This is a genomic window from Nocardia sp. IFM 10818 (assembly GCF_054655275.1).
This window is the reverse complement of the sequence record NZ_BAAHJH010000001.1, coordinates 2,923,576-2,946,868: the sequence shown is the minus strand read 5'-3', so window position 1 is coordinate 2,946,868 and position 23,293 is coordinate 2,923,576. Positions and strand designations below refer to the sequence as shown.

At 68.9% G+C, this 23,293-nt stretch carries 25 protein-coding genes; 10 read left to right on the top strand and 15 right to left on the bottom strand.

Annotated features, from left to right (window positions below; genetic code table 11):
• Positions 1–5: 5 nt before the first annotated feature.
• From ACYQ5L_RS13595 to ACYQ5L_RS13585, 3 genes are all read right to left on the bottom strand, one after another.
• Positions 6–254 carry a F0F1 ATP synthase subunit C gene (locus ACYQ5L_RS13595; protein WP_379197891.1) on the bottom strand — a complete coding sequence of 83 codons (249 nt, stop codon included), beginning with the start codon at positions 252–254 and terminating at the stop codon, positions 6–8.
• A gap of 51 nt (positions 255–305) precedes the next feature.
• On the bottom strand, positions 306–1,001 hold the full coding sequence (atpB, locus tag ACYQ5L_RS13590; protein WP_379198232.1) for a F0F1 ATP synthase subunit A: 696 nt from the start codon (positions 999–1,001) through the stop codon (positions 306–308).
• Between the two features lie 92 nt (positions 1,002–1,093).
• The gene (locus tag ACYQ5L_RS13585; protein WP_379197893.1) at positions 1,094–1,471 is read right to left on the bottom strand and encodes a hypothetical protein; all 378 of its coding nucleotides are present in this window, start codon (positions 1,469–1,471) and stop codon (positions 1,094–1,096) included.
• A 390-nt stretch (positions 1,472–1,861) separates the two neighbouring features.
• Here ACYQ5L_RS13585 and ACYQ5L_RS13580 point away from each other — a divergent pair, with 390 nt between their 5' ends.
• The 3 genes from ACYQ5L_RS13580 (at position 1,862) to ACYQ5L_RS13570 (ending at position 5,411) form a co-directional block, all read left to right on the top strand.
• Positions 1,862–3,379: a DUF7782 domain-containing protein gene (locus ACYQ5L_RS13580; RefSeq protein WP_459957703.1), complete on the top strand. Its 1,518-nt coding sequence runs from the start codon at positions 1,862–1,864 to the stop codon at positions 3,377–3,379.
• Between the two features lie 491 nt (positions 3,380–3,870).
• A complete protein-coding gene (locus ACYQ5L_RS13575) occupies positions 3,871–4,839 on the top strand; it encodes a sigma-70 family RNA polymerase sigma factor (protein ID WP_067547695.1) in 969 nt (322 codons plus the stop codon).
• A 179-nt stretch (positions 4,840–5,018) separates the two neighbouring features.
• Positions 5,019–5,411 carry a DUF1801 domain-containing protein gene (locus ACYQ5L_RS13570; protein ID WP_459957702.1) on the top strand — a complete coding sequence of 131 codons (393 nt, stop codon included), beginning with the start codon at positions 5,019–5,021 and terminating at the stop codon, positions 5,409–5,411.
• A gap of 42 nt (positions 5,412–5,453) precedes the next feature.
• Here ACYQ5L_RS13570 and ACYQ5L_RS13565 read toward each other — a convergent pair whose 3' ends face one another.
• Complete coding sequence (locus ACYQ5L_RS13565; protein WP_459957701.1) at positions 5,454–6,419, bottom strand: GlxA family transcriptional regulator; 966 nt, start codon at positions 6,417–6,419, stop codon at positions 5,454–5,456.
• A 118-nt stretch (positions 6,420–6,537) separates the two neighbouring features.
• On the opposite strand from ACYQ5L_RS13565, the gene ACYQ5L_RS13560 reads away from it, so the two are divergent.
• Positions 6,538–7,275 (top strand): HD domain-containing protein, encoded by a 738-nt coding sequence (locus tag ACYQ5L_RS13560; protein WP_459957700.1) that lies wholly within the window; start codon positions 6,538–6,540, stop codon positions 7,273–7,275.
• Here the strand turns inward: ACYQ5L_RS13560 and ACYQ5L_RS13555 are convergent.
• On the bottom strand, positions 7,272–7,532 hold the full coding sequence (locus tag ACYQ5L_RS13555; RefSeq protein ID WP_459957699.1) for a helix-turn-helix domain-containing protein: 261 nt from the start codon (positions 7,530–7,532) through the stop codon (positions 7,272–7,274). The genes ACYQ5L_RS13560 and ACYQ5L_RS13555 overlap by 4 nt on opposite strands.
• Here ACYQ5L_RS13555 and ACYQ5L_RS13550 point away from each other — a divergent pair.
• Positions 7,531–7,785 (top strand): Rossmann-fold NAD(P)-binding domain-containing protein, encoded by a 255-nt coding sequence (locus ACYQ5L_RS13550; RefSeq protein WP_459957698.1) that lies wholly within the window; start codon positions 7,531–7,533, stop codon positions 7,783–7,785. The two genes, ACYQ5L_RS13555 and ACYQ5L_RS13550, sit on opposite strands and share 2 nt — an antisense overlap.
• On the opposite strand, the gene ACYQ5L_RS13545 is transcribed toward ACYQ5L_RS13550, so the two are convergent.
• The 4 genes from ACYQ5L_RS13545 to ACYQ5L_RS13530 form a co-directional block, all read right to left on the bottom strand.
• Complete coding sequence (locus ACYQ5L_RS13545; RefSeq protein ID WP_459957697.1) at positions 7,782–8,240, bottom strand: SRPBCC family protein; 459 nt, start codon at positions 8,238–8,240, stop codon at positions 7,782–7,784. The genes ACYQ5L_RS13550 and ACYQ5L_RS13545 overlap by 4 nt on opposite strands.
• Positions 8,237–8,611: an ArsR/SmtB family transcription factor gene (locus ACYQ5L_RS13540; protein ID WP_459957696.1), complete on the bottom strand. Its 375-nt coding sequence runs from the start codon at positions 8,609–8,611 to the stop codon at positions 8,237–8,239. Before ACYQ5L_RS13540 ends, ACYQ5L_RS13545 begins: the two co-directional genes overlap by 4 nt.
• Complete coding sequence (locus ACYQ5L_RS13535; protein WP_459957695.1) at positions 8,611–8,970, bottom strand: VOC family protein; 360 nt, start codon at positions 8,968–8,970, stop codon at positions 8,611–8,613. The genes ACYQ5L_RS13540 and ACYQ5L_RS13535 overlap by 1 nt, the downstream gene beginning before the upstream one ends.
• A 72-nt stretch (positions 8,971–9,042) precedes the next feature.
• Positions 9,043–9,597 (bottom strand): GNAT family N-acetyltransferase, encoded by a 555-nt coding sequence (locus tag ACYQ5L_RS13530; protein ID WP_459957694.1) that lies wholly within the window; start codon positions 9,595–9,597, stop codon positions 9,043–9,045.
• A gap of 233 nt (positions 9,598–9,830) precedes the next feature.
• Here ACYQ5L_RS13530 and ACYQ5L_RS13525 point away from each other — a divergent pair, with 233 nt between their 5' ends.
• Positions 9,831–10,295: a hypothetical protein gene (locus tag ACYQ5L_RS13525; RefSeq protein ID WP_459957693.1), complete on the top strand. Its 465-nt coding sequence runs from the start codon at positions 9,831–9,833 to the stop codon at positions 10,293–10,295.
• Entirely contained in the window at positions 10,282–10,761 is a 480-nt protein-coding gene (locus tag ACYQ5L_RS13520) for a DUF4254 domain-containing protein (protein ID WP_459957692.1), read from the top strand. The genes ACYQ5L_RS13525 and ACYQ5L_RS13520 overlap by 14 nt, the downstream gene beginning before the upstream one ends.
• Here the strand turns inward: ACYQ5L_RS13520 and ppc are convergent.
• From ppc to ACYQ5L_RS13505, 3 genes are all read right to left on the bottom strand, one after another.
• Complete coding sequence (gene ppc / locus ACYQ5L_RS13515) at positions 10,758–13,520, bottom strand: phosphoenolpyruvate carboxylase (RefSeq protein WP_459957691.1); 2,763 nt, start codon at positions 13,518–13,520, stop codon at positions 10,758–10,760. The two genes, ACYQ5L_RS13520 and ppc, sit on opposite strands and share 4 nt — an antisense overlap.
• Before the next feature lie 95 nt (positions 13,521–13,615).
• Positions 13,616–16,306, bottom strand: coding sequence for a bifunctional acetate--CoA ligase family protein/GNAT family N-acetyltransferase (locus ACYQ5L_RS13510; protein ID WP_459963426.1), 2,691 nt, complete (start codon positions 16,304–16,306; stop codon positions 13,616–13,618).
• Between the two features lie 43 nt (positions 16,307–16,349).
• The gene (locus tag ACYQ5L_RS13505) at positions 16,350–17,588 is read right to left on the bottom strand and encodes an acetoin utilization protein AcuC (protein ID WP_459957690.1); all 1,239 of its coding nucleotides are present in this window, start codon (positions 17,586–17,588) and stop codon (positions 16,350–16,352) included.
• A gap of 204 nt (positions 17,589–17,792) precedes the next feature.
• Between ACYQ5L_RS13505 and ACYQ5L_RS13500 the strand changes: the two genes are divergently transcribed.
• Together ACYQ5L_RS13500 and galE are read left to right on the top strand one after the other, a co-directional pair.
• On the top strand, positions 17,793–18,479 hold the full coding sequence (locus tag ACYQ5L_RS13500) for an iron-dependent transcriptional repressor DtxR (protein WP_379197929.1): 687 nt from the start codon (positions 17,793–17,795) through the stop codon (positions 18,477–18,479).
• A 3-nt stretch (positions 18,480–18,482) separates the two neighbouring features.
• Positions 18,483–19,463, top strand: coding sequence for a UDP-glucose 4-epimerase GalE (galE, locus tag ACYQ5L_RS13495; protein WP_459957689.1), 981 nt, complete (start codon positions 18,483–18,485; stop codon positions 19,461–19,463).
• 31 nt (positions 19,464–19,494) lie between these two features.
• On the opposite strand, the gene ACYQ5L_RS13490 is transcribed toward galE, so the two are convergent.
• Together ACYQ5L_RS13490 and ACYQ5L_RS13485 are read right to left on the bottom strand one after the other, a co-directional pair.
• Positions 19,495–20,901 (bottom strand): DUF4192 domain-containing protein, encoded by a 1,407-nt coding sequence (locus ACYQ5L_RS13490; protein ID WP_459957688.1) that lies wholly within the window; start codon positions 20,899–20,901, stop codon positions 19,495–19,497.
• 154 nt (positions 20,902–21,055) lie between these two features.
• The gene (locus ACYQ5L_RS13485) at positions 21,056–21,463 is read right to left on the bottom strand and encodes a VOC family protein (protein WP_459957687.1); all 408 of its coding nucleotides are present in this window, start codon (positions 21,461–21,463) and stop codon (positions 21,056–21,058) included.
• Positions 21,464–21,560: 97 nt separating this feature from the next.
• Here ACYQ5L_RS13485 and ACYQ5L_RS13480 point away from each other — a divergent pair, with 97 nt between their 5' ends.
• Complete coding sequence (locus ACYQ5L_RS13480; protein WP_459957686.1) at positions 21,561–22,502, top strand: helix-turn-helix transcriptional regulator; 942 nt, start codon at positions 21,561–21,563, stop codon at positions 22,500–22,502.
• 1 nt (position 22,503) lies between these two features.
• Here ACYQ5L_RS13480 and ACYQ5L_RS13475 read toward each other — a convergent pair whose 3' ends face one another.
• Positions 22,504–23,205 carry a sensor domain-containing protein gene (locus ACYQ5L_RS13475; protein ID WP_459957685.1) on the bottom strand — a complete coding sequence of 234 codons (702 nt, stop codon included), beginning with the start codon at positions 23,203–23,205 and terminating at the stop codon, positions 22,504–22,506.
• Positions 23,206–23,293 lie beyond the last annotated feature (88 nt).

Sequence of the window (23,293 nt, the reverse complement as noted above, 5' to 3'; positions counted from 1 at the left end):
CCGGACTACTTGCCGGGAGTAGCGAATACGAACAGAGCCATGAACGCTAGATTGATGAAGTAGGCCGCCTCGACCAGACCGACGGTCAGGAAGAAGTTGACGCGCAGCTTGGGCTCGGCCTCGGGCTGGCGCGCGACGCCGTTGATCAGGGCCGCACCGGCGAGACCGTCACCGATGCCGGCGCCGATGGCGCCGCCCGCCATGATCAGGCCGCCGCCGATGAGCGCGCCTTGGACGATGGTCGCAGTTTCCATTTGTCACTTCCTTTTGTGAAAACGTTGTCGAAGAGGGAGATCAGCAGTCGATCAGTGCTTTTCGTGCTCCACCGCCATCGACTGGCTGAAGTACAGGATGGTCAGCAGGGAGAAAATGAAGGCCTGGATGAGTCCGACGAACATGTCGAACACCTTCCAGATGGCATTCGGGCCCCAGCTGATCCAGAAGGGGAACAACGTGATCACCGAGATCATCACGGTGCCGGCGAACATGTTGCCGAATAGTCGCAGCGACAGCGACAGCGGCTTGGCTACTTCCTCGATCACGTTGATGAAGACCATTGGCCCCCAGCCGGTATGGCCTTTGAGCAATTGCTTGACATGCCCGCCCGCGCCGCGCCGCCACACACCGGCGAGTTGGTAGAAGACGAAGACGAAGGCCGCCAGCGCGAAGACGAAGTTGATATCAGAGGCGGGCGGTTTGATCAATTCGCCCTGGCCGTACTGCACGGGCAGCACCGACAGCCAGTTGGACAGCAGGATGTAGACGAACAGGGTGACCGCCAGCGGCAGCGCGAACGGCGCGATCTTCATGCCGATCGCGCCCTCGACCTGATTGCGCATCTGGACCGTGACGGCCTCGAAGAACAGCTGGACGCCGTTGGGCACGCCGGAGGTGATCTTCACGCGCAGATAGAAGGCCAGGGCCAGCACGATGATCGCGGCGACCGCGGTGGAGACGATGGTGTCGACGTTGAAGGTCATGCCGAACAAATGCGCCTGCATGTATTCGCCGACATGGATCTTGGACTCGCCCTCCTCTGCCGCGAACAGACTGAAGGGACCGCCCGGCGGGGCGATCGAAGCGACTGTATAGCTCATGATTGCTGTCGAAGCCCTTTCAGTTCGGGCACAACGGTGTGGTAGATCAGCACGATCTGGAAGACGGCCAGCCCGAAGAAGATTCCGATGCCGTTGGGCCGGGTGAAGATGGCGATCAGGATGGCCAGACCGGTCAATGAGAGTAGCCGCGCAGCCGAGGACATCGCGAGCTTTTGCTTACTCGGCGTTTCCGAATCGGTGATGCGCACAATGGACATCCAGGTGAGCTGAGCGTTAACCCACCCGAGGGTGAGCCCGGCGCTTATGAAAACACCCAGCAACAATCGATCCAACGCGCCAGTAACCATCAGAGCCAGCACCCCGAGGATCGCCGCAATTGCGGCGGTTCGACGCCGGATCTTGTTGACATCCACTTACGACACCGCCTCGCCGTCATACCACCTCGTCGTGGAGCCGCACATGATCGCAGCATACACAGACGAAGAACATTGTGTGACAACAATTCTGATCTTCAAATTGTTGATCTTGAATCGCGGTAACGGCTTTCGGCCACACGATTCCGGCAAACTTCCGACCCGCCGGGGCCGTCGCAGGTCACGGCCCCGCCGATGAGGGCTTGAAGAATAAATACGGAATGGTCTGTATGCCCGGATATCAAGCCCCGCAAACACGGGCCCGACGCCGAACGCATTGTTGCGAATAATAGCCGGAGTTGCGCTGTATTCCGGCATCTCGGACACCGCGTGTTCTGAGCAGGGGCCGGTGCGCAATGCCCGGGGGTTGCGGTGGCAGAGTTCGTAGTCATGCCGACGAACCAGACGACCGCCTCGTCCCTGCTCGCCGACCTCGCGCCCGCCCTGCGCGCCGCGCTGACCCGCGTCGGCTACGACGCCGATACCCTCCTCGACGTCCTCGGCGCCGACGCGCACGCCGCCCTCGGCCGCTCCGAGCCGGTGCCGGTGCGCCACGCCGCGCGCGACGCCGGTGAGCTCGGCACCCTGATTCGCCTGCTGCTGCTGGGCGATCCGATGCCCGAACGCGAGGTGGCCGCCGCGCTCGCCCCCGTGGACATGGACCGCGCGGTGGCCGCCGGACTGCTCGAACGCGACGGCGGCCAGCTGCGCGCGGCGCTGGATCTGCGCCCGCTCGACCTCGGCGCCGGCACCCGCTGGGTGCTGTCGGATCTCGACGACTCCATGCATCGCCGCACCCTCGACGCCGAGCACGTGCTGGGCGTCGGCCAGGCCTCGCTCTCGCTGCTGCGCGCGACGCCGACCGATCCGGCCGGCACCGTGCTGGATCTCGGCACCGGCTGCGGCGTGCAGGCCATTCACGCGAAGTCCTACGCCCGCACCGTCACCGGCACCGATGTGAGCAAGCGCGCGCTGTGGCTGGCCGAGGCCAATGCCGCGCTCAACGAGCTGGATATCGAACTGCGCGAGGGCTCCTGGTTCGAGCCCGTGGCGGGCCGCCGATTCGATCAGGTGGTGGCCAATCCCCCGTTCGTGGTGGGCCCCGCGCGCATCGAGCACACCTACCGCGATTCCGGGCTGGCCCTCGACGGCGCCAGCGAACTGGTCATCTCCGGCATCCCGGAACTGTTGAATCCGGGCGGCACCGCGGCGCTGCTCGCGTCGTGGGTGCATATAGAGGGAGAGGACTGGCGCACGCGGGTGTCGAGCTGGCTGCCCGACCACGGCGTCGATGCCTGGATCGTGCAGCGCGATATCGCCGATCCCGCCCTGTATGTCGGAACCTGGCTGCGCGACGCCGGATTGGATCCGCGCGAGCCGGCGGCCCAGGCGCGCGCCGAACAGTGGCTCGACGCCTTCACCGCCGCGGATGTGGCGGGCATCGGTTTCGGCTTCGTCTATCTGCGCGCCATCGACGGCCCGACCGAACTGCTCGCCGAGGACCTCACGCACGGCTTCGACGATCCGCTGGGCGCCGAGGCGACCCGCTACTTCGAGCGGTCGGCCTGGCTGCGCGCGGTGGCCACCGATCCGGACCGCATTCTCGCCTCGCGCTTCGAGGTGGATCCGGCCACCGCACTGGAGCGGGTGTACCTGCCCGGCGCGGACGGCTGGGACCAGCGGGTGGCCCGCCTGCACCGCGGTGACGGCCCGCGCTGGCAGCACGAGGTCGACGACACCATCGCGGCGCTGCTGGCCGGTATGCGTCCCGACGGGCTGCCGCTGAGCGAGCTGGTGGAACTGCTGGCTTTCGGCGCGACCGGCGAGGCCGCGACCCCCGAATTCGAAGCCGCCGCAATGGGCGTGGTGGTCGGGCTGGTGCGGCACGGCCTCATCCATCCCCGCTGAGCGAAAGCGTCTCCTGTCGGCCACGGCATCCCCTCGCCCTCGTTGTTGATATGAACGTACCACATAAGTGGTATGACCATACCAGCAAAAGGCGTAGAACCTCCCCCGGTCAGCGGCCGTATACCCTCCCGGACCGATAATTCGGAGTGATACCGGTCACAGACCAGGCTTGCCGCGCAAGATCCGGGGAATGCCGATGACCTGCGCATCGTTGCATCGGCAGCTGGACGGACCAGTAGCAGGGCGGGGATCCATTGACACGTAATCGATTGGGGCGGGCGGCAGTTCGGATCCGAGGGCGGCAATCGCCCGGACACCGGCGACCGGCCATGCCACGACCGTGTTCCCCGACCTGCGCCGTTCTCAGGAACTTCTCAGACGTGCGCCGTAAAAACCGCAGCTCAGATGCGGTTTACGCGCGGTGCGGCGGGGAACTTTCCTGATGTCGGGTCCGTTGAACGGAGCGAGACACCACCGACAGGAGGCAAGTCATGACAAGCCCCGCCACCACTGACGTGCGCACCAGCGAACAGGACCTCGACGCCCAGAGCCCCGCAGCCGACCTGGTACGTGTGTACCTGAACGGAATCGGCAAGACCGCGCTGCTCACGGCCGCCGACGAGGTCGAGCTGGCCAAGCGCATCGAGGCGGGCCTCTACGCGCAGCATCTGCTGGAGACGAGCAAACGACTGTCCGCGGCCCGCAAGAAGGATCTCGCGATCCTGGTCCGTGAGGGTCAGGCCGCCCGGCAGCATCTGCTCGAAGCGAATCTGCGCCTCGTGGTGTCGCTGGCCAAGCGCTACACCGGCCGCGGCATGCCGCTGCTGGATCTGATCCAGGAGGGCAACCTCGGCCTCATCCGCGCCATGGAGAAGTTCGACTACACCAAGGGCTTCAAGTTCTCGACCTATGCCACCTGGTGGATCCGGCAGGCGATCACCCGCGGCATGGCCGATCAGAGCCGCACCATCCGCCTTCCCGTGCATCTGGTGGAGCAGGTCAACAAGCTCGCCCGCATCAAGCGCGAACTGCACCAGCAGCTCGGCCGCGAGGCCACCGATGCGGAACTGGCGCGCGAGTCCGGGATTCCGCAGGAGAAGATCGCCGATCTGCTCGACCACAGCCGGGATCCGGTAAGCCTGGACATGCCGGTCGGCAATGACGAAGAGGCCCCGCTCGGTGATTTCATCGAGGATTCCGAGGCCACCTCCGCCGAGTCCGCCGTCATCGCCGGTCTGCTGCACCGCGATGTGCGCACCGTGCTGGCCACCCTCGACGAGCGCGAGCAGCAGGTCATCCGCCTGCGCTACGGCCTCGACGACGGGCAGCCGCGCACCCTCGACCAGATCGGCAAGCTCTTCGGCCTGTCCCGCGAGCGTGTCCGCCAGATCGAGCGCGAGGTCATGTCCAAGCTCCGCAAGGGTGAGCGGGCCGACCGCCTGCGTGCCTACGCCAGCTGATAGTTCTCCCCCAGACATCGGGCCGTCTTCGAGGCGCCGGCCCGATCCACGCCGGTCGGTTTTCGATACCCGCTTGTCCCCCTCCGGGTATCGCGAACCGACCGGCTTCTACGTGTCCGGCGTAGGATCACCTGCGATCACGGCATTTCCTTCCATGCTGCCGAGCCGACGGAGTGACCATGGCCAAGAAGCAGAGTGTCGAAGAGTTCCTCGCCGAATCCACCCACCCCCGCAAGGCCGAGATCGAAGAGTTGCGCGCCGCCATCCTCCTCGCGAATCCCGGACTCACCGAACAGATCAAGTGGAACGCCCCGAGCTTCTGCGTCAACGGCGACGACCGCATCACCTTCCAACTCCAGCCCAAGGACGTCGTCACCCTGATCTTCCACCGCGGCGCCAAGAAACGTGACGCCGATATCGACGGCTTCACCTTCGACGACCCCACCGGCTTGATCGACTGGCGCTCCCCCGACCGCGGTCTCATCACCTTCGCCGACGCGGCCGATGTGCGCGCCAAGCTCCCCGCCGTCGTCGATCTCGCCACCCGCTGGGTGAAGGCCACCGCCGACTGATTCGCCGCGCACCTGCGGTCCGGGACGGTGTTCCGGGACTTCCTATGAGGCGCGCTCACGGGCGCGGAAGGCGCTGCGGTACTGGTGGGGGGAGGTACCCAGCCGGTGGGTGAAGTGGTGGCGCAGGGTGGTCGAGGTGGCGAAACCGGCTTGCTGGGCAATGGTTTCGATGGCCAGGTCGGTGGTTTCCAGGAGTTCGCGGGCGTAGCGGACGCGGGTGGACAACAGCCATTGCAGGGGTGTGGTGCCGACCTGTTCCTGGAAGTGGCGGGTCAGGGTGCGGACGCTGAGGTTGGCGTGGCGGGCTATATCGGCGAGGGTGAGCGGGCGCCGGAGGTTGGATTCCATCCACGTGAGGGTGGGTTGGAGGTGGTTGCCGTCGCCGCCGGGTATCGGATGCTGGATGAATTGCGCTTGGCCGCCTTCGCGTTGGAGGGGCATGACCATGCCGCGGGAGGTTTCGGCGGCCACGGCCGCGCCGAGGTCGCGGCGGACCAGGTGCAGGCACAGGTCGAGGCCGGCGGCGACGCCGGCCGAGGTGAGGAATTGGCCGTCGTCGATGAAGAGGACGGCGGGGTCCACCTCGATGCCGGGATGGAGGCGCGACAGTTCGTCGGCGTGCCGCCAGTGGGTGGTGGCGCGGCGGCCGTCCAGTAGGCCGGTGGCGGCGAGGGTGAAGGCGCCCACGCACACCGAGGCTGTGCGCGCGCCTCGCGCCGCTGCCGCGCGCACCGCGGTCAGGACCGGTTCCGGTTGGGGCGCGGCGAAATTGGCGTGACCCGGGATTATGACGGTGTCGGCGGCGGTCAGGTCGGGAAGGTCCCAGTCGGTGCGCAGGACGAAGCCGCCGAGGGTGAGATCGGCGGTGACCTGCCGGCCCGGCGCCACCAGGCGGACCTCATAGGCGGGTGCGGGGGCGCAGGAGTTGGCCATGCCGAAGACCTGGCCGGGAATGGTCAGCTCGAAGGGGACCACGCCCTCGAGTGCCAGGACGGCTACCACGTGCATGGCCAGAATTTAACGCACTGTGTCATTCTGGCCACTGTCGGGTGGTGAGTGTTCGCCGAAAAATCGAGAACGATCATCCGTTCATCGGCGAATACCGCTGCTATCCAAGGAGATACCGATGGAGTTCTCGCGTAGAAACGCGCTCGCAGGAGCCGGGCTGGCCGGCGTGGCAATGGCGCTGCAGCCGGGTCGGGCGAGCGCCGAGGAGGACGCGCTCGCGCTGCCGACCACACCGCTGGCGGCGAAGGCGCAGCAGTTGATGGAGGATTCGCTCACCGCCGCGATCCGCAATCACAGTGTGCGCGGATACTTGTTCGGCCGCAGGCTGGCCCAGGAGCAGGGGTTGCGCGCGGGGGCGGACTTCGACGACGAGCTGGTCTATCTCATCTGCGCGCTGCACGATATCGGCCTGTCCGACGTGGCCAATGGCGATCAGCGGTTCGAGGTCGACGGGGCGGATTTCGCGGCGCGGTTCCTGGAGGAGAACGGGGTCACCGGCGAACGGGTGGACGTGGTGTGGGACGCGATCGCCGTGCACACCCTGGGGTTCATCGACTCCCCCGTCTTCCGCCGCCGCAGGCGCCCCGAGATCTGGATCGCGGTGTCGGGCATCGGGATCGATGTGGGCGGCGGTCCGGGAGATCTGCCGGCCGGGTACGGCGATCTGGTGCACGCGCGGTATCCGCGGCTCGGGGGCGGGCGGGCCCTCGCCGATATCGTCGACGCGCAGGCGATGGCCAACCCGCTCAAAGCGATGCCGGGCACCCTCGCCAACGCTCTTGTGCAGCAGCGGCATCCGGAGAAGATGCTGGCGGGGATCGGCGCGGTGGATCTGACGAACAACTGGGGCGATTAGGCCGCGCGCGTGAGCGCCCGGCAGGCCGCCGGGGCCGGTAGATCGCCCTTGCGGAATCGGTCCGGCGTCACGCCCATGAGGGACCGGAAATCCGCGGTCATATGGGATTGGTCGTAATATCCAGCGGCCGCGGCGAGTTCGGCCCAGGCGGTGTCGCCCGCGGCCGCCAGGATCCGTCGCACGCGACCGATGCGGGCGAAGCGCTTGGGCGAGTCGCCGATTCCGGCGGCGATCACCACGCACGAGCAGGCGGCCATGCTCCCCGTCGCGCTGGAGCGGCCGATCGATGTCGTCGACATACCGCACGAGGTGGCGCGCGAGCACATGATCGCCTCCGGCATGTCGGCGGAATTCGCCGATGGCGCGCTCGCGGGTCAGGTCTATGCGCGAGCGGGCCGCAATGCCACCGTCACCGGCGATGTCGAACGCGTACTCGGCCGCGCGCCACGCGGTTACGCCGAATGGGCGTGGGATCACGCCCCGGCCTTCCTGATGGCGATGCCCGCCTAGTCCGCGCCGGAGTCCTCGTCCCCGAGCGCCTGCTCCAGGCGGCGGAGGATGCCCGGCCACCCGCCGCGCATAATGCTGCGCGACAGCTGCGCGGTGGGATCATCGGGATCGAATCCGCTGTGGGTCAGCACGACTCGGGTACCGCGGCCCTCCGGGTGCAGATCCCAGGTGACGGTCCACCCGGCCGGCGCGGTGGCGGCGGCATCCTCCCAGGTGATGCGCAGGCGTTCGGCCGGGACCGCCTCCAGCACCTCACAGCTGATCTCACCGGAGAAATTGGTCGCCGCAATCGGCTTGGCGCGCAAGCGGAAACGGGTGCCGACGACCGGCTCGAAACCCTCCGGCTCCATCAGCCACCGCGCCATCAGCGCCGGCGTGGTGAGCGCCCGCCACACCTTGGCCGGCGCATGTGGATAGAACTGGTCCAGTTCGATGGTGCTGGGATCGTCGGTCATCGCATCGGCTCCGTTCCGTCATCGGATTCATTCGGCTCGTCGGGCATGGCGTCGAGGGTGGCGCCCAGATCGCGCATGCGGTCACGCCAGTACCGCTCGAACGGATCCAGCCAGGACTGCAGATCGTGCAAGGGCTGCGGCTCCACCCGGTAGTAGCGATGCCGCCCGCGCTTGTCCTCGCCGACCAGACCGCAGTCGCGCAGCACCTTCAAATGCTCGGACACACTCGGCCGCGCCATATCGAACAGCTCGGCGATCTCCCCCGCGGTCCGCTCACCGTCGAGCAGCGCGTCCAGGATGTCGCGGCGGGTCGGGTTGGCCAGCGCGCCGAACACCCGGTCGGCGAGACTGGATTTCAGGCGCTGCGGCATTACGCGGCGACGAGCACATAGGAATTGCCATCCGGGTCGGCGAAGGTGGCCTGCCGTCCCCAGGGCATGTCGGCCGGTCCGTCGACCTGCGCCCCGTCGGCGCGCAGCCGTGCCACGGTGCCGTCGAGATCGGCGCTGGCGAGGATCACCCCGCCCAGGGTTCCGGCGCTCGCGCCCGGGAACGGCTTGTGCAGGACGATGGCGGTGCCGGAGTCGCCGGGGGCGACCTCGAGCCATCGGTTGTCGCCCATGGTCCGGTCGCTGCGGACGGCGAATCCGAGCACCTCGGTGTAGAAGCGCTTGGCGCGGTCCTGGTCGTCGACGAAGGCGGTAATGGTCTGGATCTGCGAGATCGTCATGATCGAGACTATATGTAGGTTTTTACCTACATGTCAACCGTAGGATTTTTCCTACGCGCTGAGCCGGATTTGCTACGAGTCGAGGAGGAAGGTCTCGAGTCGCGGATAGAGCTCGGTGGAGAACCCGCCGGTCGGTTGCCAGCCCCATCGGCGATACATCGACGCGGCCGGGGACTCGGGCAGGGTGACGAGCCAGGCACGGCGGTGCTCGTGGGTCAGGGCGCCGAGGAGCGTCCGGGCGAGGCCTCGGCCCTGCATGGACGGGTCGACCATCAATTCGACCACTTCGAAGGTTCCCGGCGACTGGAGTCGCCGGACCTGGTCGGCGGGTAGGTCGCGGGTGACGTCGCGGTAGAACTCGGTGTCCGGCCACGGCACCGGCGTGGGCCAGCCGTAGGCCACTCCCGCCAATGCGCCGGTCGGGGTGCGGCCCTCCAAGGCGGTGAAGCCGGGCTGCTCGAGATGCCAGGCGGTCTGCGCGGTGTACTGCATCACATCCCGGGCGGGTGAATTCCAAGGCGGGCCATGGAAACAGGCGTTGTACAGTGGCACCCAGCCCGGGAGGCGACGCGCCGCCGCGGCCGCGTCCAAGGACGTCACAGTGAACTCGCCGGATGTCGCCGCCATCGACGCAACGTAACGTGGAAACTCCTCCAACACAATGAATTCTGCGCGGTGAGGGACCTCACGAAAGCGCTCGCGCGGGCGGGAACGACAGCGTTACAGACGGTCACGCGAATGGCATCGGCGCGTCACCGGCCGGGCAAGGTCGCCGCGCAGACTTCTTCTGCACCCGGCGCCGGGCACCGCCCCTCCCCTGCGACGCCGGGTGCACACCACCCCGGCGTTCGGAGGATCCGATGTTCGAATCATGTTGCTCCCCTTATGACTCGGCCCATCTGCTGCGCGTGCGCTACGGACTACCGGTGCAGGTGTTCGCCGATCGGCCGTACCTCACCACCGGGAACACGGTGGAAACCGTCTGCCTGCCCGCCGAGCTGGGACGCCGGGTGCGGGACGCGCTCGCGCACCGGGGGGCCACACCGGTGATCGCCGATCCGCGCGACCGGCAGTGGCGGTTCCTCGTCGCGCCGCCGATCCCCTATCAGCCCGTTCCCGATGCCCTGCAACGCAGGCTGTCCGCCCACGGCGCCTCGGTTCCGCAGCCGGGCACCCGGATCATGCTGCCGCGCACCGATGGGCCCGGCGGCTGGCACTGGGCGTGCGAACCGGCGGCCGGACCGCTGCTGATACCGCGTCGCACGACGGTGCTGAGCGCCGTCCGTGACGCGATACTGCAAGGGGCCGACCATGTTTCCGCATGACACCACCCCGGCGGCGGGCGCCGCCCGCACCCGGCCCGGCCTGCCCGACTGGCACGAGTTGCTGGCCGCGTTCGGCGGCCATCGCGGCGGACGGCCCGACGATCACCCCGTGGTCCGGTCGGCCGCACGGCTGGCGGAACTGCACCGCAATCGCCGCGAGGATCCCGGGCACGCCTCCGAGATCGATTGCCGCAGAGCCGAACTGATAGCACTGATCGACAATTGGGTGCTGCTCGAGTTCGGTCCCGCGCCGGATCGGCACCCCAGCTCGCCCGGCGGCTTCGTGGACCGCATGGCCGCCGCACAGGTCCGCGCCAATCGGCTGCTGCATACCAGCGACGACCTCTCCGGCGTGCTGGTCCATACCGCTTGGTACCGGCTCGCCGCGCTCGCCGACGGCTGGACCGACTTCGTCGACGCCATCACCCACCGCGAGCGCCCGGCCCCGCGCCAGCGCGTGTCCTAACCGGAGTTGCGCAGTGCGGTAGCCAGTCCGTTCATGGTGAGCAGGATGCCGCGCTCCACCAATTCGGAGTCGTCGCCGGCGCGACGGCGGCGCAGCAACTCGATCTGGAGCTGGTTGAGGGGCTCCAGATAGGGGAAGCGGTTGTGGATGGACTCCGCGAGCGCCGGGTTGTCGGCGAGGAGTTCATCGGTGCCGGTGATGGCGGCGTGCATGCGGGCGGTACGGGTGTACTCCGCGCGGATCATGGCGAAGACGGTGTCGCGCAAGGACTCGTCGGGGACCAGATCGGCGTAGGCCGCCGCGATATCCATATCGGCCTTGGCCATGACCTGGGCGAGATTGGACAGCACGGTGCGGAAGAAGGGCCAGCGGTTGTAGAGGTCGGTGAGGGTGGCCAGGCGGGCCGGATCGTCACCGATCCACTGCTCGATGGCCGTACCGGTGCCGTACCAGCCGGGCAGCATGACCCGGGACTGGCTCCAGGCCATGACCCACGGGATGGCGCGCAGGTCGTAGACGGAGTTGGTGGGCTTGCGCGAGGCCGGGCGGGAACCCAGGTTCAGGTCGGCGACTTCGGCAATAGGGGTCGAGGCGCGGAAGTAGTCCACGAAGCCGGGGGTTTCGTGCACCAGCTTCGAATACGCCTGGCGGGCGAGCTCGGCGAGCTCGTCGAGGACCTCGTAGGCCGGTTCGGCATCGGCGCCCAGGCCCTCGACATCCAGCAGGGTCGACTCCAGGGTGCCCGCGACGAGAGCTTCCAGATTGCGGTAGGCCGTACCGGATTCGGCGTACTTGGTGGAGATGACCTCGCCCTGTTCGGTCAGCCGCAGCGAGCCGCGCACCGCGCCGGCGGGCTGGGCGAGAATCGCGTCGTAGCTGCGGCCGCCGCCGCGGCCGACGGTGCCGCCGCGACCGTGGAAGAGCCGCAGGCGGATTCCGGTCTTGCGAGCCGCGTCCACCAGATCCAGTTCGGCGCGGTAGAGCGCCCAGTTGGCCGCCAGGTAGCCGCCGTCCTTGTTGGAGTCGGAGTAGCCGAGCATGACCTCCTGCTGCATGCCGCGCGCGGCCACCAGCCGCTGATAGGCGGGCACTTCCAGAGCGGCGGTGAGGATGTCGGCGCCGTGGCGGAGGTCGTCGATGGTCTCGAACAGCGGCACCACGCCGACCGGACTGGACGGCGCGGTGGCGGCGTCGCCCGGGTCGAGAATGCCGGCTTCCTTCAACAGCAGTGCGGCCTCCAGCATGTCGCTGACCGAGGTGCACATGCTGATGATGTAGTTGGGCACCGTGTCCGCGCCCAGATCGTCGAGGGCGGTCTTGGCCGCGCGCACGACCGCGAGCTCCTTGGCGGCCAGCTCGCTGAGTGCGGCATTGGGCCCGATGAGCGGGCGGCGGGTGGTCAGCTCGGCGGCGAGCAGCTCGACCCGCTGCGCCTCGTCGAGGGAGGCGTAGTCGGAATGCACTCCGGCCCAGGCGAACAGCTCCGCCACCACCAGCTCGTGCATTTCGGAGTTCTGCCGCAGATCCAGGCCCTGCAGATGGAATCCGAAGGTCTCCACCGCACCGCGCAGGGCCGCGAGCTGATCGTCGGCGAGCAGGCCGTCGCCGGAGGCGCGCATGGAGGCGTCGACCACGTTCAGGTCGGCGAGCAGCTCCTCGGGTCCCGCATAGGGCTGCGCCTCGACATCGATTCCGTCCGCGGGGATTTCACCGAGCGCCCGCCGCGCCGTCGCGCTCAGGCGCGCCCGGATGGCGCGAATGGCCCGCCGGTACGGTTCGTCGGCGCGCTGCGGCGAGTCGTCGAATCCGGCATCGGCCAGGGCCTTCAGCTCCGGCGTCACCGGCACCAGCCGCGCCGATTGCGACAACGACTTCTCCAGCTCGACAAGCGAAGTCGAATACCGCTCGAATGCGACCGACCCGGCGCGATGGGTGGCGCGATGCACCACGTCCGCGGTCACGAACGGGTTCCCGTCCCGGTCGCCGCCGATCCAGGATCCGGGCCGCAGGATGGGGCGCGCCAGCAGCTCGTGCTGGGGCCAGCGGGCCCGCAGCGCCGTGCGCACCTGATCGTTGATCCGCGGGATCACGTCGAACAGGGTGAGGTCGTAGTACCGCAGCCCCACCTCGATCTCGTCCTGAATCCGCAACCGCGCCAACCGGATCAGCGCCGCCCGCCACAGGGCCAGCACCTGCCGCCGGATATCGGTGTCGATGCGCGCGAACTCCGGCTCGTGCTCGGCATAGCGCTGCCGCCGCCGCATCAATTCGGTGATGCGGGCCTGTACGTCGAAGATGGTGCGCCGCCGCGTCTCGGTCGGATGGGCGGTGATGACCGGCGACACCAGTGCCCCGGCCAGCAGCTCGGCCACCACGTCCCCGTCCGGCCCGAGGGCGTCGAGCTTGCGGTAGGTGGCGGCCAGGCTGGAATCCTGCGGCGGCTCCCCCGCGGCCACGTGCACCGCCCGCCGCCGATCGCGCTGCAGATCCTCGGCCAGATTGGCCAGCAGCAGGAAGTGGCTGAAGGCCCGGATCACCGGCAGCGCGGTCTTGATGTCCACCTCGCGCAGCATGTCGGCGACGGCGCTGCGCTCCACCTCGGAGCGCCGCACCTTGAACGCCTCCACCCGGACCCGTTCGATGAGGTCGAAGACCTCCGCGCCCTCATGGTCGCGAATCGTCTCGCCGAGGATTCCGCCCAGGAACCGGATATCGTCCCGGAGCGGCGCGGTCGCGGTCTCGATCTGATCTTCGCGCATACAGCCACAGTATCGACCCGGCGCCCGTCAGGACCCTTCCACCCCCGGCCGATCGCGTCACACCGCGCCGATCACGTCAGACCATGCCGATCACGTCAGACCATGCGCCGCGGACCGATATCGAACCGATTGGGCTCGGGACCGATGCGGACCCGCCCGTACAGCACCGCCGCGCCCTCCGGCGAGGCGAGGATGGGCTCGCACTGCAGTTCGCGCACCTCGGGCAGATCATCGCAGAGCGCCGAAATGCGTTGCGCCAGTTCGGCCAGGGCATCACGGTCGACCGGTTTGCCGATATCGCGACCGGCGACGGTGCCCGAGAGCAGCGGGGCCGCGCGCGGGGCGTCGATGAGTTCGGCGGACTCGGCCTCGGTGAGCGGTAGCGCCCGGTACACGCGGTCGCCCAGCAGGTCGATGATGGTGCCCGAGAGACCGAAGCTGATGACCGAACCGAAGGACGGGTCGTCCTGGACCCGGAACATACAGCCGACGCCCTTGGTGGCCATGCGCTGGATATGGATTGGGCCACCGCAGATTTCGGCCAGATCGGTGTAGGCGCGGCGGACGGCGTCGGGCCGCCACAGGTCCAGGCGCACGCCGGTCAGATCGGGGCGGTTGCGCCACATCTCGCCGGTGGCCTTGGCCGCCACCGGATAGCCGAGCTCCTCGGCGGCGGCGACGGCGGCATCGGGATCGTCCACTTCACGGAAGTCGACGACGCGGATTCCATAGCAGGACAACAGTTCCGCGGCCTGCAGGTCGGTCAGCCAGTGGGCCGGATCGTCGGTCATCCACTGGTCGACCAGTTCCCGGGCGCGCGCGGTGTCCACGCCGTCGGGGCGGGCGATCGGTGAGCCGGGGCGGGTGCGCCAGTCGGCGTAGCGACGGACCCGGGCCAGGGCGCGCGCGGCGCGTTCCGGATCACCGAACGACGGAATGGAGCCGCGTTCGAGAATGCCGCCCGGCCCCCGGGTAGCGAGCAGGTTGGGCATGCCCTGATCGGCGACGAAGGTGGTGAGAACCGGTGTGCCCGGATCGGATCGGGCCCCCGAGCGGATGGCCTCGGCGTAGGCGGCGACGGCCGTCGGCACCGGCGGGGAGTAGATGACGATGACGGCGTCGACATGCGGATCGGTGACGGCCGCGGCCACCGCCGTCAGATAGTCGGCGGGACTGCCCTGCGGGCCGAGGTGAATGGGTTCGCCCACCTCGAGGCCCTCGCTGCGAGCCGCGTCCACGGCCAGCCAGCTCAGCGCGGCGCTATTGCCGATGACCGCGAGCCGGCGGCCGGTGGGCAGCGGCTGATAGGCCAGCAGCATGGCGCAGTCGAACAGCTCGGTAATGGAGTCGACCTGGATGATGCCCGCCTGGGCGAACAGGTTGCGCACCAGCGAGCGGTCCAGATCCTGCTCGCCCTCCACGCGCGCGGTATTGCGCCCGCTGCTCACCGCCACAATGGGTTTGGTGCGCGCCACCCGGCGGGCGATGCGGGAGAACTTGCGCGGATTGCCGAAGGTCTCGAGGTACAGCAGCACCACATCGGTGTCGGGATCGGTATCCCAGAACTGCATGAGGTCATTGCCGGAGACGTCGGCGCGGTTACCGGCCGAGACGAAGGTGGACAGGCCGAGCTGCCGGGCGGCCGCCTCGCCGAGAATGGCCGCGCCGAGGGGACCGGACTGGCAGAAGAAGCCGATGCGGCCGCGGCCGGGCAGCACCGGGGCGAGGGTGGCATTGAGGGCGACGGCCGGATCGGTATTGGCGATGCCGAGCGCGCTGGGACCGACCACCCGCATGCCGTGCGCGCGGGCGGCGTCGAGCAGATCGCGTTCGGCGGCGTAACCGCTGGGCCCGGTCTCGGAGAAACCGGCGGTGAGCACCACCAGGCCCTTGACGCCCTTGGCCATACAGTCGTCGAGCACCGAGCCGATCTCGGCGGCGGGCACGGCGATGACCGCCAGATCGACCTCGTCCGGAATATCGCGCACGGTCGGGTACGCGCGCACCCCGCGCACCGCGGTGCGGCTGCGGCTCACCGGGAACACCGGGCCCTGGAAGGCGCCCGAGAGCAGATTGGCCAGGACCGCGCCGCCGACCCGTGAGGTCGAGGGCGTGGCGCCGATGACCGCCACCGAGCGCGGCGTGAGCAGATTGCCGACGCTGCGCGCCTCGGAGGCGCGTTCGCGGGCATCCCGCACCGACAGCAGCGCTTCGGTGGGGTCGATGGCGAATTCCAGGTGCAGCACCGAGCCGTCGCGGCTGCGCTGCACCTGGTACCCGGCATCGCGGAACACCTGCACCATGGCGTTGTTCTCGGCCAGCACCTCGGCGACGAAGGTCTCGATATCGTTCTCGGCGGCCGCGCCGGCGAGGTGCTCGAGCAGGATGGAGCCCAGGCCGCGGCCCTGATGCTCGTCGGCGACCACGAAGGCCACCTCGGCGGCGCGCGGCCCGGGCCGCTCGGCCAGGAACTCGTAGCGGCCGACCGCGATGATGTCGTCGCCGAGCTCGATGACCAGGCCGACCCGGTCGTGATAGTCGACGTGCGTGGTGCGGTAGAGGTCCTTCGGCGTCATGCGCGGATAGGGCCCGAAGTAGCGCAGGTACCGGGTGCGGTCGGAGAGCCGCTCGTGGAAGCGCTCCATCGGCTCGGCGTCCGCGGGGGTGATGGGCCGCAGCCGCACCACGCCGCCGTCGGAGGCCAGCACATCGGCGAACCAATGCAGCGGCGGCGGAGGCGGATTCACCGGCGTGCCGGGAGTGTCCGCGGGCAGCGGCGGATTCACCGCACCGGCCCCGTTGCCCGGGACGGCTGCGGGATCGGCGGATTCAGTCACGGGGATCCTCCGGATCCAGGCCGAGCAGCCCGAAAGTCGCCCGGCGGGTTGCCAATACGGATGTGTCGAGGGCGCGGCGCGCGCGGTCGGCCCGCTCGTCGCCGGTTTCGCGACCGCCGCCGGGACCGTCCCACCGATCGAAGGCGGTGTCGGCTCCGTCGCCCATGGTTTCGGGCGGCGCGACCGTCGGCGCGTACGCCCCGACCCGATCCTTCCACTCGCGCGGAACGGGGGTGCCGGGATCGATGGTGCGGTCCAGGGCGGTCGCCAGCAGATGCGTCCAGGCCCGCGGCACCACCCGGATGAGCCCGTAACCGCCGCCGCCGACCGCCAGCCAGCGGCCCTCGGCATGGGTGTCGGCCATTTCCCGCATGGCGAGGAAGGCCGCGCGCTGGCCGTCCACGCTCAGTTCCAGATCCGCCAGCGGATCCTCGCGGTGGGTGTCCACCCCGCACTGGCTGATCACGATCTGCGGCCGGAAGGCCGCCAGGGCTCCCGGCACCACCGCGTGGAATCCGCGCAGCCACAGCGCATCCCGGGTGCCGGGCATGATCGGCAGGTTGATCGCCGTGCCCTCGGCCCTGCCCATGCCGGTCTCCTCGGGCCATCCGGTATTGGGCCACAAGGTCGCCGGATGCTGGTGGATCGAGATGGTCAGCACGCGCGGGTCGCCGTAGAACATGCGCTGCACCCCGTCACCGTGGTGCACGTCCACGTCGATATAGGCGATGCGGTCGAAACCATTGTCGAGCAGCCACGAAATCGCCACCGCCACATCGTTGTACACGCAGAATCCGGCCGCCGACTCGGGCATGGCGTGGTGCATGCCGCCGCCGATGCTGACCGCGCGCCGGGTGCGCCCGGCCGCGATCTCCCGCGCCGCGGCCAGGGTCCCGCCCACGATCACCGAGGCGGCCTCGTGCATGTGCGGGAACACCGGGTTGTCGCTGGTGCCCAGCCCGTAGGGCGCCACCGCCGGCGGCGGGCCCGGCGGCCGCACCGCGTGCTTGACGGCCTCGACGTACTCGTGGGTGTGCACGCGCAGCAGATCCGTCTCCCCCGCCGCGCCCGGCGTGAGCGTCTCGACCCCGTCGAGCAGTCCGAGTCCCTGTGCCAGCGCCATGGTGAACTCCAGCCGCGCCGGCCGCATGGGATGCTCGGGCGTCCACGCGTAGTCGAGGAACTTGTCGGTCCAGACGACGGTTCCGTCGCCACGCGCTAGGTCAGGCATACCTGCCACGCTAATGCGTTGCACACATTCGTAGGCTGATTGCCTCGCAACGCTGTCGTACCCCCGCGCCATCCTGGTGACGGCGCAAACCCGCAGGGAACACGCAGCGCGTGCTCGGTGTTCTCCGTGCGTTCGCGAAATAAGCTGTCGCCCGGTGCAGCCGCCGCGCATGGGTAGAATTCGTGCCGACGAAGGGGTTAACAGGTGAAGGATCTGGTCGACACCACGGAGATGTACCTCCGTACCATCTACGACCTCGAGGAGGAGGGCGTGACGCCCCTGCGCGCGCGCATTGCCGAGCGCCTCGAGCAGAGCGGCCCGACGGTGAGTCAGACGGTCGCCCGGATGGAACGCGACGGTCTGCTGACCGTCGCCGGTGATCGTCATCTCGAGCTGACCGAGAAGGGTCGGTCCATGGCGGTGGCGGTCATGCGCAAGCATCGGCTCGCCGAGCGGCTGCTGGTCGACATCATCGGGCTCGATTGGCAGAACGTGCACGCCGAGGCGTGCCGCTGGGAGCATGTGATGAGCGAGGAGGTGGAGCGCCGCCTGGTGGAGGTGCTGAACCACCCGACGACCTCGCCCTATGGCAATCCGATTCCGGGTCTGGACGAGCTGGGCGTGCAGCCGAGCTCCGGTGCGGAGGAGAAGCTGGTGCGGCTGTCGGACCTGCCCGCGGGGCAGAGTGCGGCGGTGGTGGTGCGCCGGCTGTCCGAGCACATCCAGACCGATCCGGAGATCATCAATCAGCTGCGTGAGGCCGGCGTGGTGCCGGACGCCCGCGTGAACGTCGAGACCAAGCCGGGCTCGGTGGTCATCCTGGTGCCCGGGCATGCCGGATTCGAACTGTCCGACGAGATGGCGCACGCCGTCCAGGTGAAGTTGGTCTGAGATTTGAAGCTTCTGGTGACCGGAGGCGCGGGCTACGTCGGTGGCGTGTGCGCGCAGGTGCTGCTCGAGGACGGCCACGAGGTGGTGGTGGTCGACGATCTGTCCACCGGCAATGCCGAGGGCGTGCCGGCCGGGGCGAAGTTCGTCGAGGGCGATATCGCCACGGTGGGCGCGGAGCTCATCGCCGCCGAGAACTTCGACGGGGTGCTGCATTTCGCGGCGCAGTCGCTGGTGGGCGAATCGGTGCAGCAGCCGGAGAAGTACTGGCACGGCAATGTGGTGAAGACGCTCACCCTGCTGGAGGCCATGCGCGCCGCCGGCACGCAGCGGCTGGTGTTCTCCTCCACGGCGGCGGTGTACGGGGAGCCCGAGCAGGTGCCGATCGTCGAGGACGCTCCGAAGGCGCCGACGAATCCGTATGGCGCGTCCAAGCTCGCCATCGATTACGCCATCACCTCCTACGCGGTGGCGCACGGACTGGCGGCGACCAGCCTGCGGTACTTCAATGTCGCCGGCGCATACGCCGGTCTCGGCGAGAACCGCGTGGTGGAAACCCATCTCATCCCCCTGGTGTTGCAGACCGCGCTGGGCCAGCGCGAGTCCATCTCGGTCTTCGGCACGGACTATCCGACGCCGGACGGCACGGCGGTCCGCGATTACATCCACATTCGCGATCTGGCGCAGGCGCACCTGCTGGCGCTGGCGCAGTCGCGGCCGGGCGTCCACCGCATCTTCAATCTGGGTAGCGGCACCGGTTTCTCGGTGCGCGAAGTCATTTCGTCGTGTGCCCGGGTGACCGGCCTGCCGATCAATGCGGTCGACGCGCCCCGCCGCGCGGGCGATCCGGCCGTGCTCGTCGCCTCCAGCGACCGCGCCATGGCGGAGCTGGGCTGGCGGCCCGAGCACACCGATCTGGACGAGATCGTCTCCGACGCCTGGGATTTCCTGCGCTCGCTCGGCGATCGCGCGCACAGCGCCCGCTGAGCCGGTTCTCCCCCGCAGCCGCGCCGCGGGTTCATGGGTGCTCGGCCCCCAGGTCGATACCCAGATCCGCGGCGGCTTCGCGGCCGGAGGCGGCCAGCCGGTGCAGACGATTCGGGTGCATACCGGTGTGCAGGCCGATGTCGAGCAGGACCGCCATGCGATGCTCCGGGTCGGCGGACAAGGCCGCTTCGAGCGCAATGCCCGCCAAGGGTCCGTCGCCGCGGACATAGGCGGCATAGCCCAGGAGCGCGGCGGCTTCGGCGCGATCCGGATCCGGCAGCACTCGGGTCAGTTGCAGCCACAGGGATTCGGCGGCATCGGCGTGCCTGCCGGGCATGAGCCCGAACAGCATGTCACGCACGGCTTTGTCGCGCAGTGTGACAGCCAGTTCCGCGAGCTCCGGCGGGTCCGGCCGCGCCCCCGATTCCACATTCGCGATGTGCCACAACACCTTCCGCAGCGCGGCGCGGGTGTAGGAATCGGGATCGCCGTGCCGCACCGCCCGCGCCAGCTGCCGCGCGGCCTCGGCGGTCGCGGCATCCAAGACCGCCACGACCTGCGCCCGGACCTCGGAATCGACGGCCACGAGATCGGTCAGCTCGGCGCGTGATCCGCGCAGCGGACGCCCCTCCAGCACCTGCCGCAGGGTGACCATGGAACTCGCGGGATCCGGCTGACGCCCCCTCCGGGCCGATCCCAGCAGACTCCACCAGGGCAGCTCCGCGCCGATCCCGGTAACGGCCCACGCACCTGCCAGCGGAATGCCGTCCGCATCCAGGCGATGCTCCAGAGCATGAATCAGATCCCGATGTCGGCGAGCACGGACACCCCGATGGTGCTCGGCGGGCGGCGTCGCGCGATCGTCGACAATGAGCGCGATCGCGGCAATGGCATTGTGCTGCACACAGACCCCCGCCACCCGCTCCAGGATTTCGGCGGTCGCCGCGCGGCCCGGATTGTCCAGGTCCAGCCTGACCACCACGTCCACACCGGCCCGCTCCGGCGCACCGGGATCCTCCCGCAGCGCGGTCACCACCAGCGATCTGGCCGGCGGGAAGCCGAGCATCGCAGGCACCGCGGCGATGAACTCACCCGGATCCCGCAGGCACGAGTCGCTATCGAGCGGCGAAACGCCGTGCGTCGAGCCCGGCCGGTCCGAGCTGCCGACGGCCTCGATCTCCCGCTGCTCGCGGGATATATGACCGATGGCGTACTCGGCGTCGGCGGCGCACCCGTCGCGAGCGCTGACCGACACAGCGCGCGGCTCGTCGGCTCGATGGGGTTCGGTGGGTGGCGCATCGCCGGCCGCGGGTGCCGTCGCGATGAGGGCGGCCTGATCTCGCAGGCGCAGTACGGGTTCGGGGTCGACGGCGTTGTCGGCCGGCTCGACGGCGCTGTCGAGGTGGTCGGGAGGTGTGGGTTCAGCGGGCGTGGTCATGACATCGAGCGTGCGCGGCGGCGTCGGTGCCGCCGCTCACGCCGACCTGGGGTTTTCGCTCGGTTGTGGACAATCGCGCGCGCCGTGGGGAATTCGGCGTGGCACGTGACCGGCGACGACGGCGTTGTCGGTGGCCGGTGCTATCGTGCGCGGCCTACGCGGGGCCGGTCTTCGCCAGGATTTCCACGTAGTGCGGGTTGTACATGATGGCGAGGACGTTGCCGAAGGGGTCGATGACCGAGGCGGTGACGAAGCCGGAGCCCTGGCCGCGTTCGGTGATGGGCTCGAATTCCTTGGCGCCCAGGGCGAGCAGGCGCTGGTAGGCGGTGGCGATGTCGTCGACGTGCCAGTTGACGATCTGGCCGCCGGGCCGGTCGGGGTGGCTGGGTGCGAACTTGCGGTTGATGATGCCGAATTCGCCCTGGTAGTCGCCGACGCGCCACTCGTAGTAGCCACCGGGGACGGTGAAGTACGGCTCGACGCCGAAAAGCTCGCTGTACCAAGCCTTCGCGGCCTCCAGGTCGTCGGCGTAGTAGTTCGCGGTCGCCATTCCACGCAGCATTGTCGTTCTCCTCGATCGGTGTTCCGGACTTCTTGAAATCAAGGATCCGCCCTAAAGTGCTCACCGAATGAGCACTTTTTCGGGCAGAGTTTTCTCCATGCGAGCGGACCGATTGGTGGCGACCCTGTTGTTCATGCAGACGCGCGGGCGGGTGACCGCGGCCGAGGTCGCCGCCGAACTGGAGGTCTCGGTGGCGACCGCGCGACGCGATCTGGAGGCGCTGTCCACGGCCGGGATTCCGGTGTACCCGCAGCCCGGGCGGGGCGGGGGCTGGGCGCTGGTCGGCGGGGCGCGCACGGATCTGAGCGGATTGACCGCGAGTGAGGCCCAGGCGCTGTTCCTCTTGCTGGGGCCGGTCGCCACCGGCACGCCGGCCACCAAGTCCGCGCTGCGGAAGCTGTTGCGCGCCTTGCCGCAGACCTTCCGCGGTGCGGCGGAGGCCGCCGCGGGCGCGGTGGTGGTCGATCCGGCGCGCTGGGGTGAGCCCGATGCGCAGGCGCCCACGATGGTCGAGGAATTGCAGCAGGCGGTGGTGCGCCGCCGCCGGGTGCGATTCGGCTACGAGCGCAAAGGCGTTCGCTCCGAGCGGACGGTCGATCCGTGGGGTCTGGTCGACAAGGACGGCATCTGGTATCTGGTGGCCGGTACCGAGCGGGGGCAGCGGACCTTCCGGGTGGACCGCATGAGCGAGGCCGAGATCACCGGCGAGACCGCCCACCGGCCCGCGGATTTCGATCTGTCCACGGTGTGGTCCGGCGTGGTCGAGGAGGTGGAGCGGCAGCGGTCGACCTTGTCGGCGACCGTGCTGGTTCCGGCTCCCCTGCTGCCGATCCTGCGCAGGCAGCAGGGGCGCCATTGCGTCGAGGACGGCCCGATCGGCGACGGCCGTGTCCGCGTGCGGATCACCGCGCCGACGCCGCTCGATATCGCCCGCAATCTCGCGGGCTGGGGCGCGGACCTGGAAGTGGTGGAACCGGACTCGGTGCGCGACGAATTGTGCCGTCTCGGCGAGGAACTGGTCGAACGGTACCGGCGCTGAGTCAGCCCTTGCGGACCTTGCTCACTGCGGTGGTGAACAGCGAATCGAGGGCCTCGGCGTCGGCCCTGCCGTCGGAATAGGACATGTAGGTCACGTTGATTCGCACATCCCCGATCTGGCCGACCAGGGACTGCATCTTCCGAGTCAGGCCCGCCCCACCGGATTCGGAGCTCACGGTGCGCCGCAGGGCCAGGGTGTCATCGGCGTCCAGCGGTGGCGGCGGATCCAGTTCGGTCGTAATGGTGGCGGTCGTCCCGCCGAACCCCGCGCGCACGGTGCCGCAGCGCTGCAACTGATCTCGCAGTTTCGACAGCGGCTGGTCGGTGCGCACGAGTTCGACCGTCAGGGTGGCGCGGGTGTCGTCATCGGTGCCGACGCTGACCACCGGACCGGCGGTGGGCGTCAGCGGTACGCAGGCCCCGGGTTCGACCTGAGCGCCGGGCAGAATGCCGTCAAGATCACTCGCGGCCTGGCTCGCTATATCGTTCGGCAGCACCACCGCCGGATAACCCGAGGGAAACTGGGACGAATCGGGCAATAGCCGCGCCAGTCCGCCATCCGTATACGGCGTCGTCGCAGCCGGTCCGCGCGACGCCACGGGTTGGCCCGAAATGGTCGTCCCACAGGCGGCGAGCAGACAGCCGAGCACCACGAGGCCCACGGCGCGAACGGATTTACGGCACGGCGAATCCGGCACGATCACCCGTCCACTATGCCGAATATCGGCTGATCACACCGATTGCGACACACCTAACTCTCAGGAGCTCTCAGGGGCTTCGCCCCTGAAACCC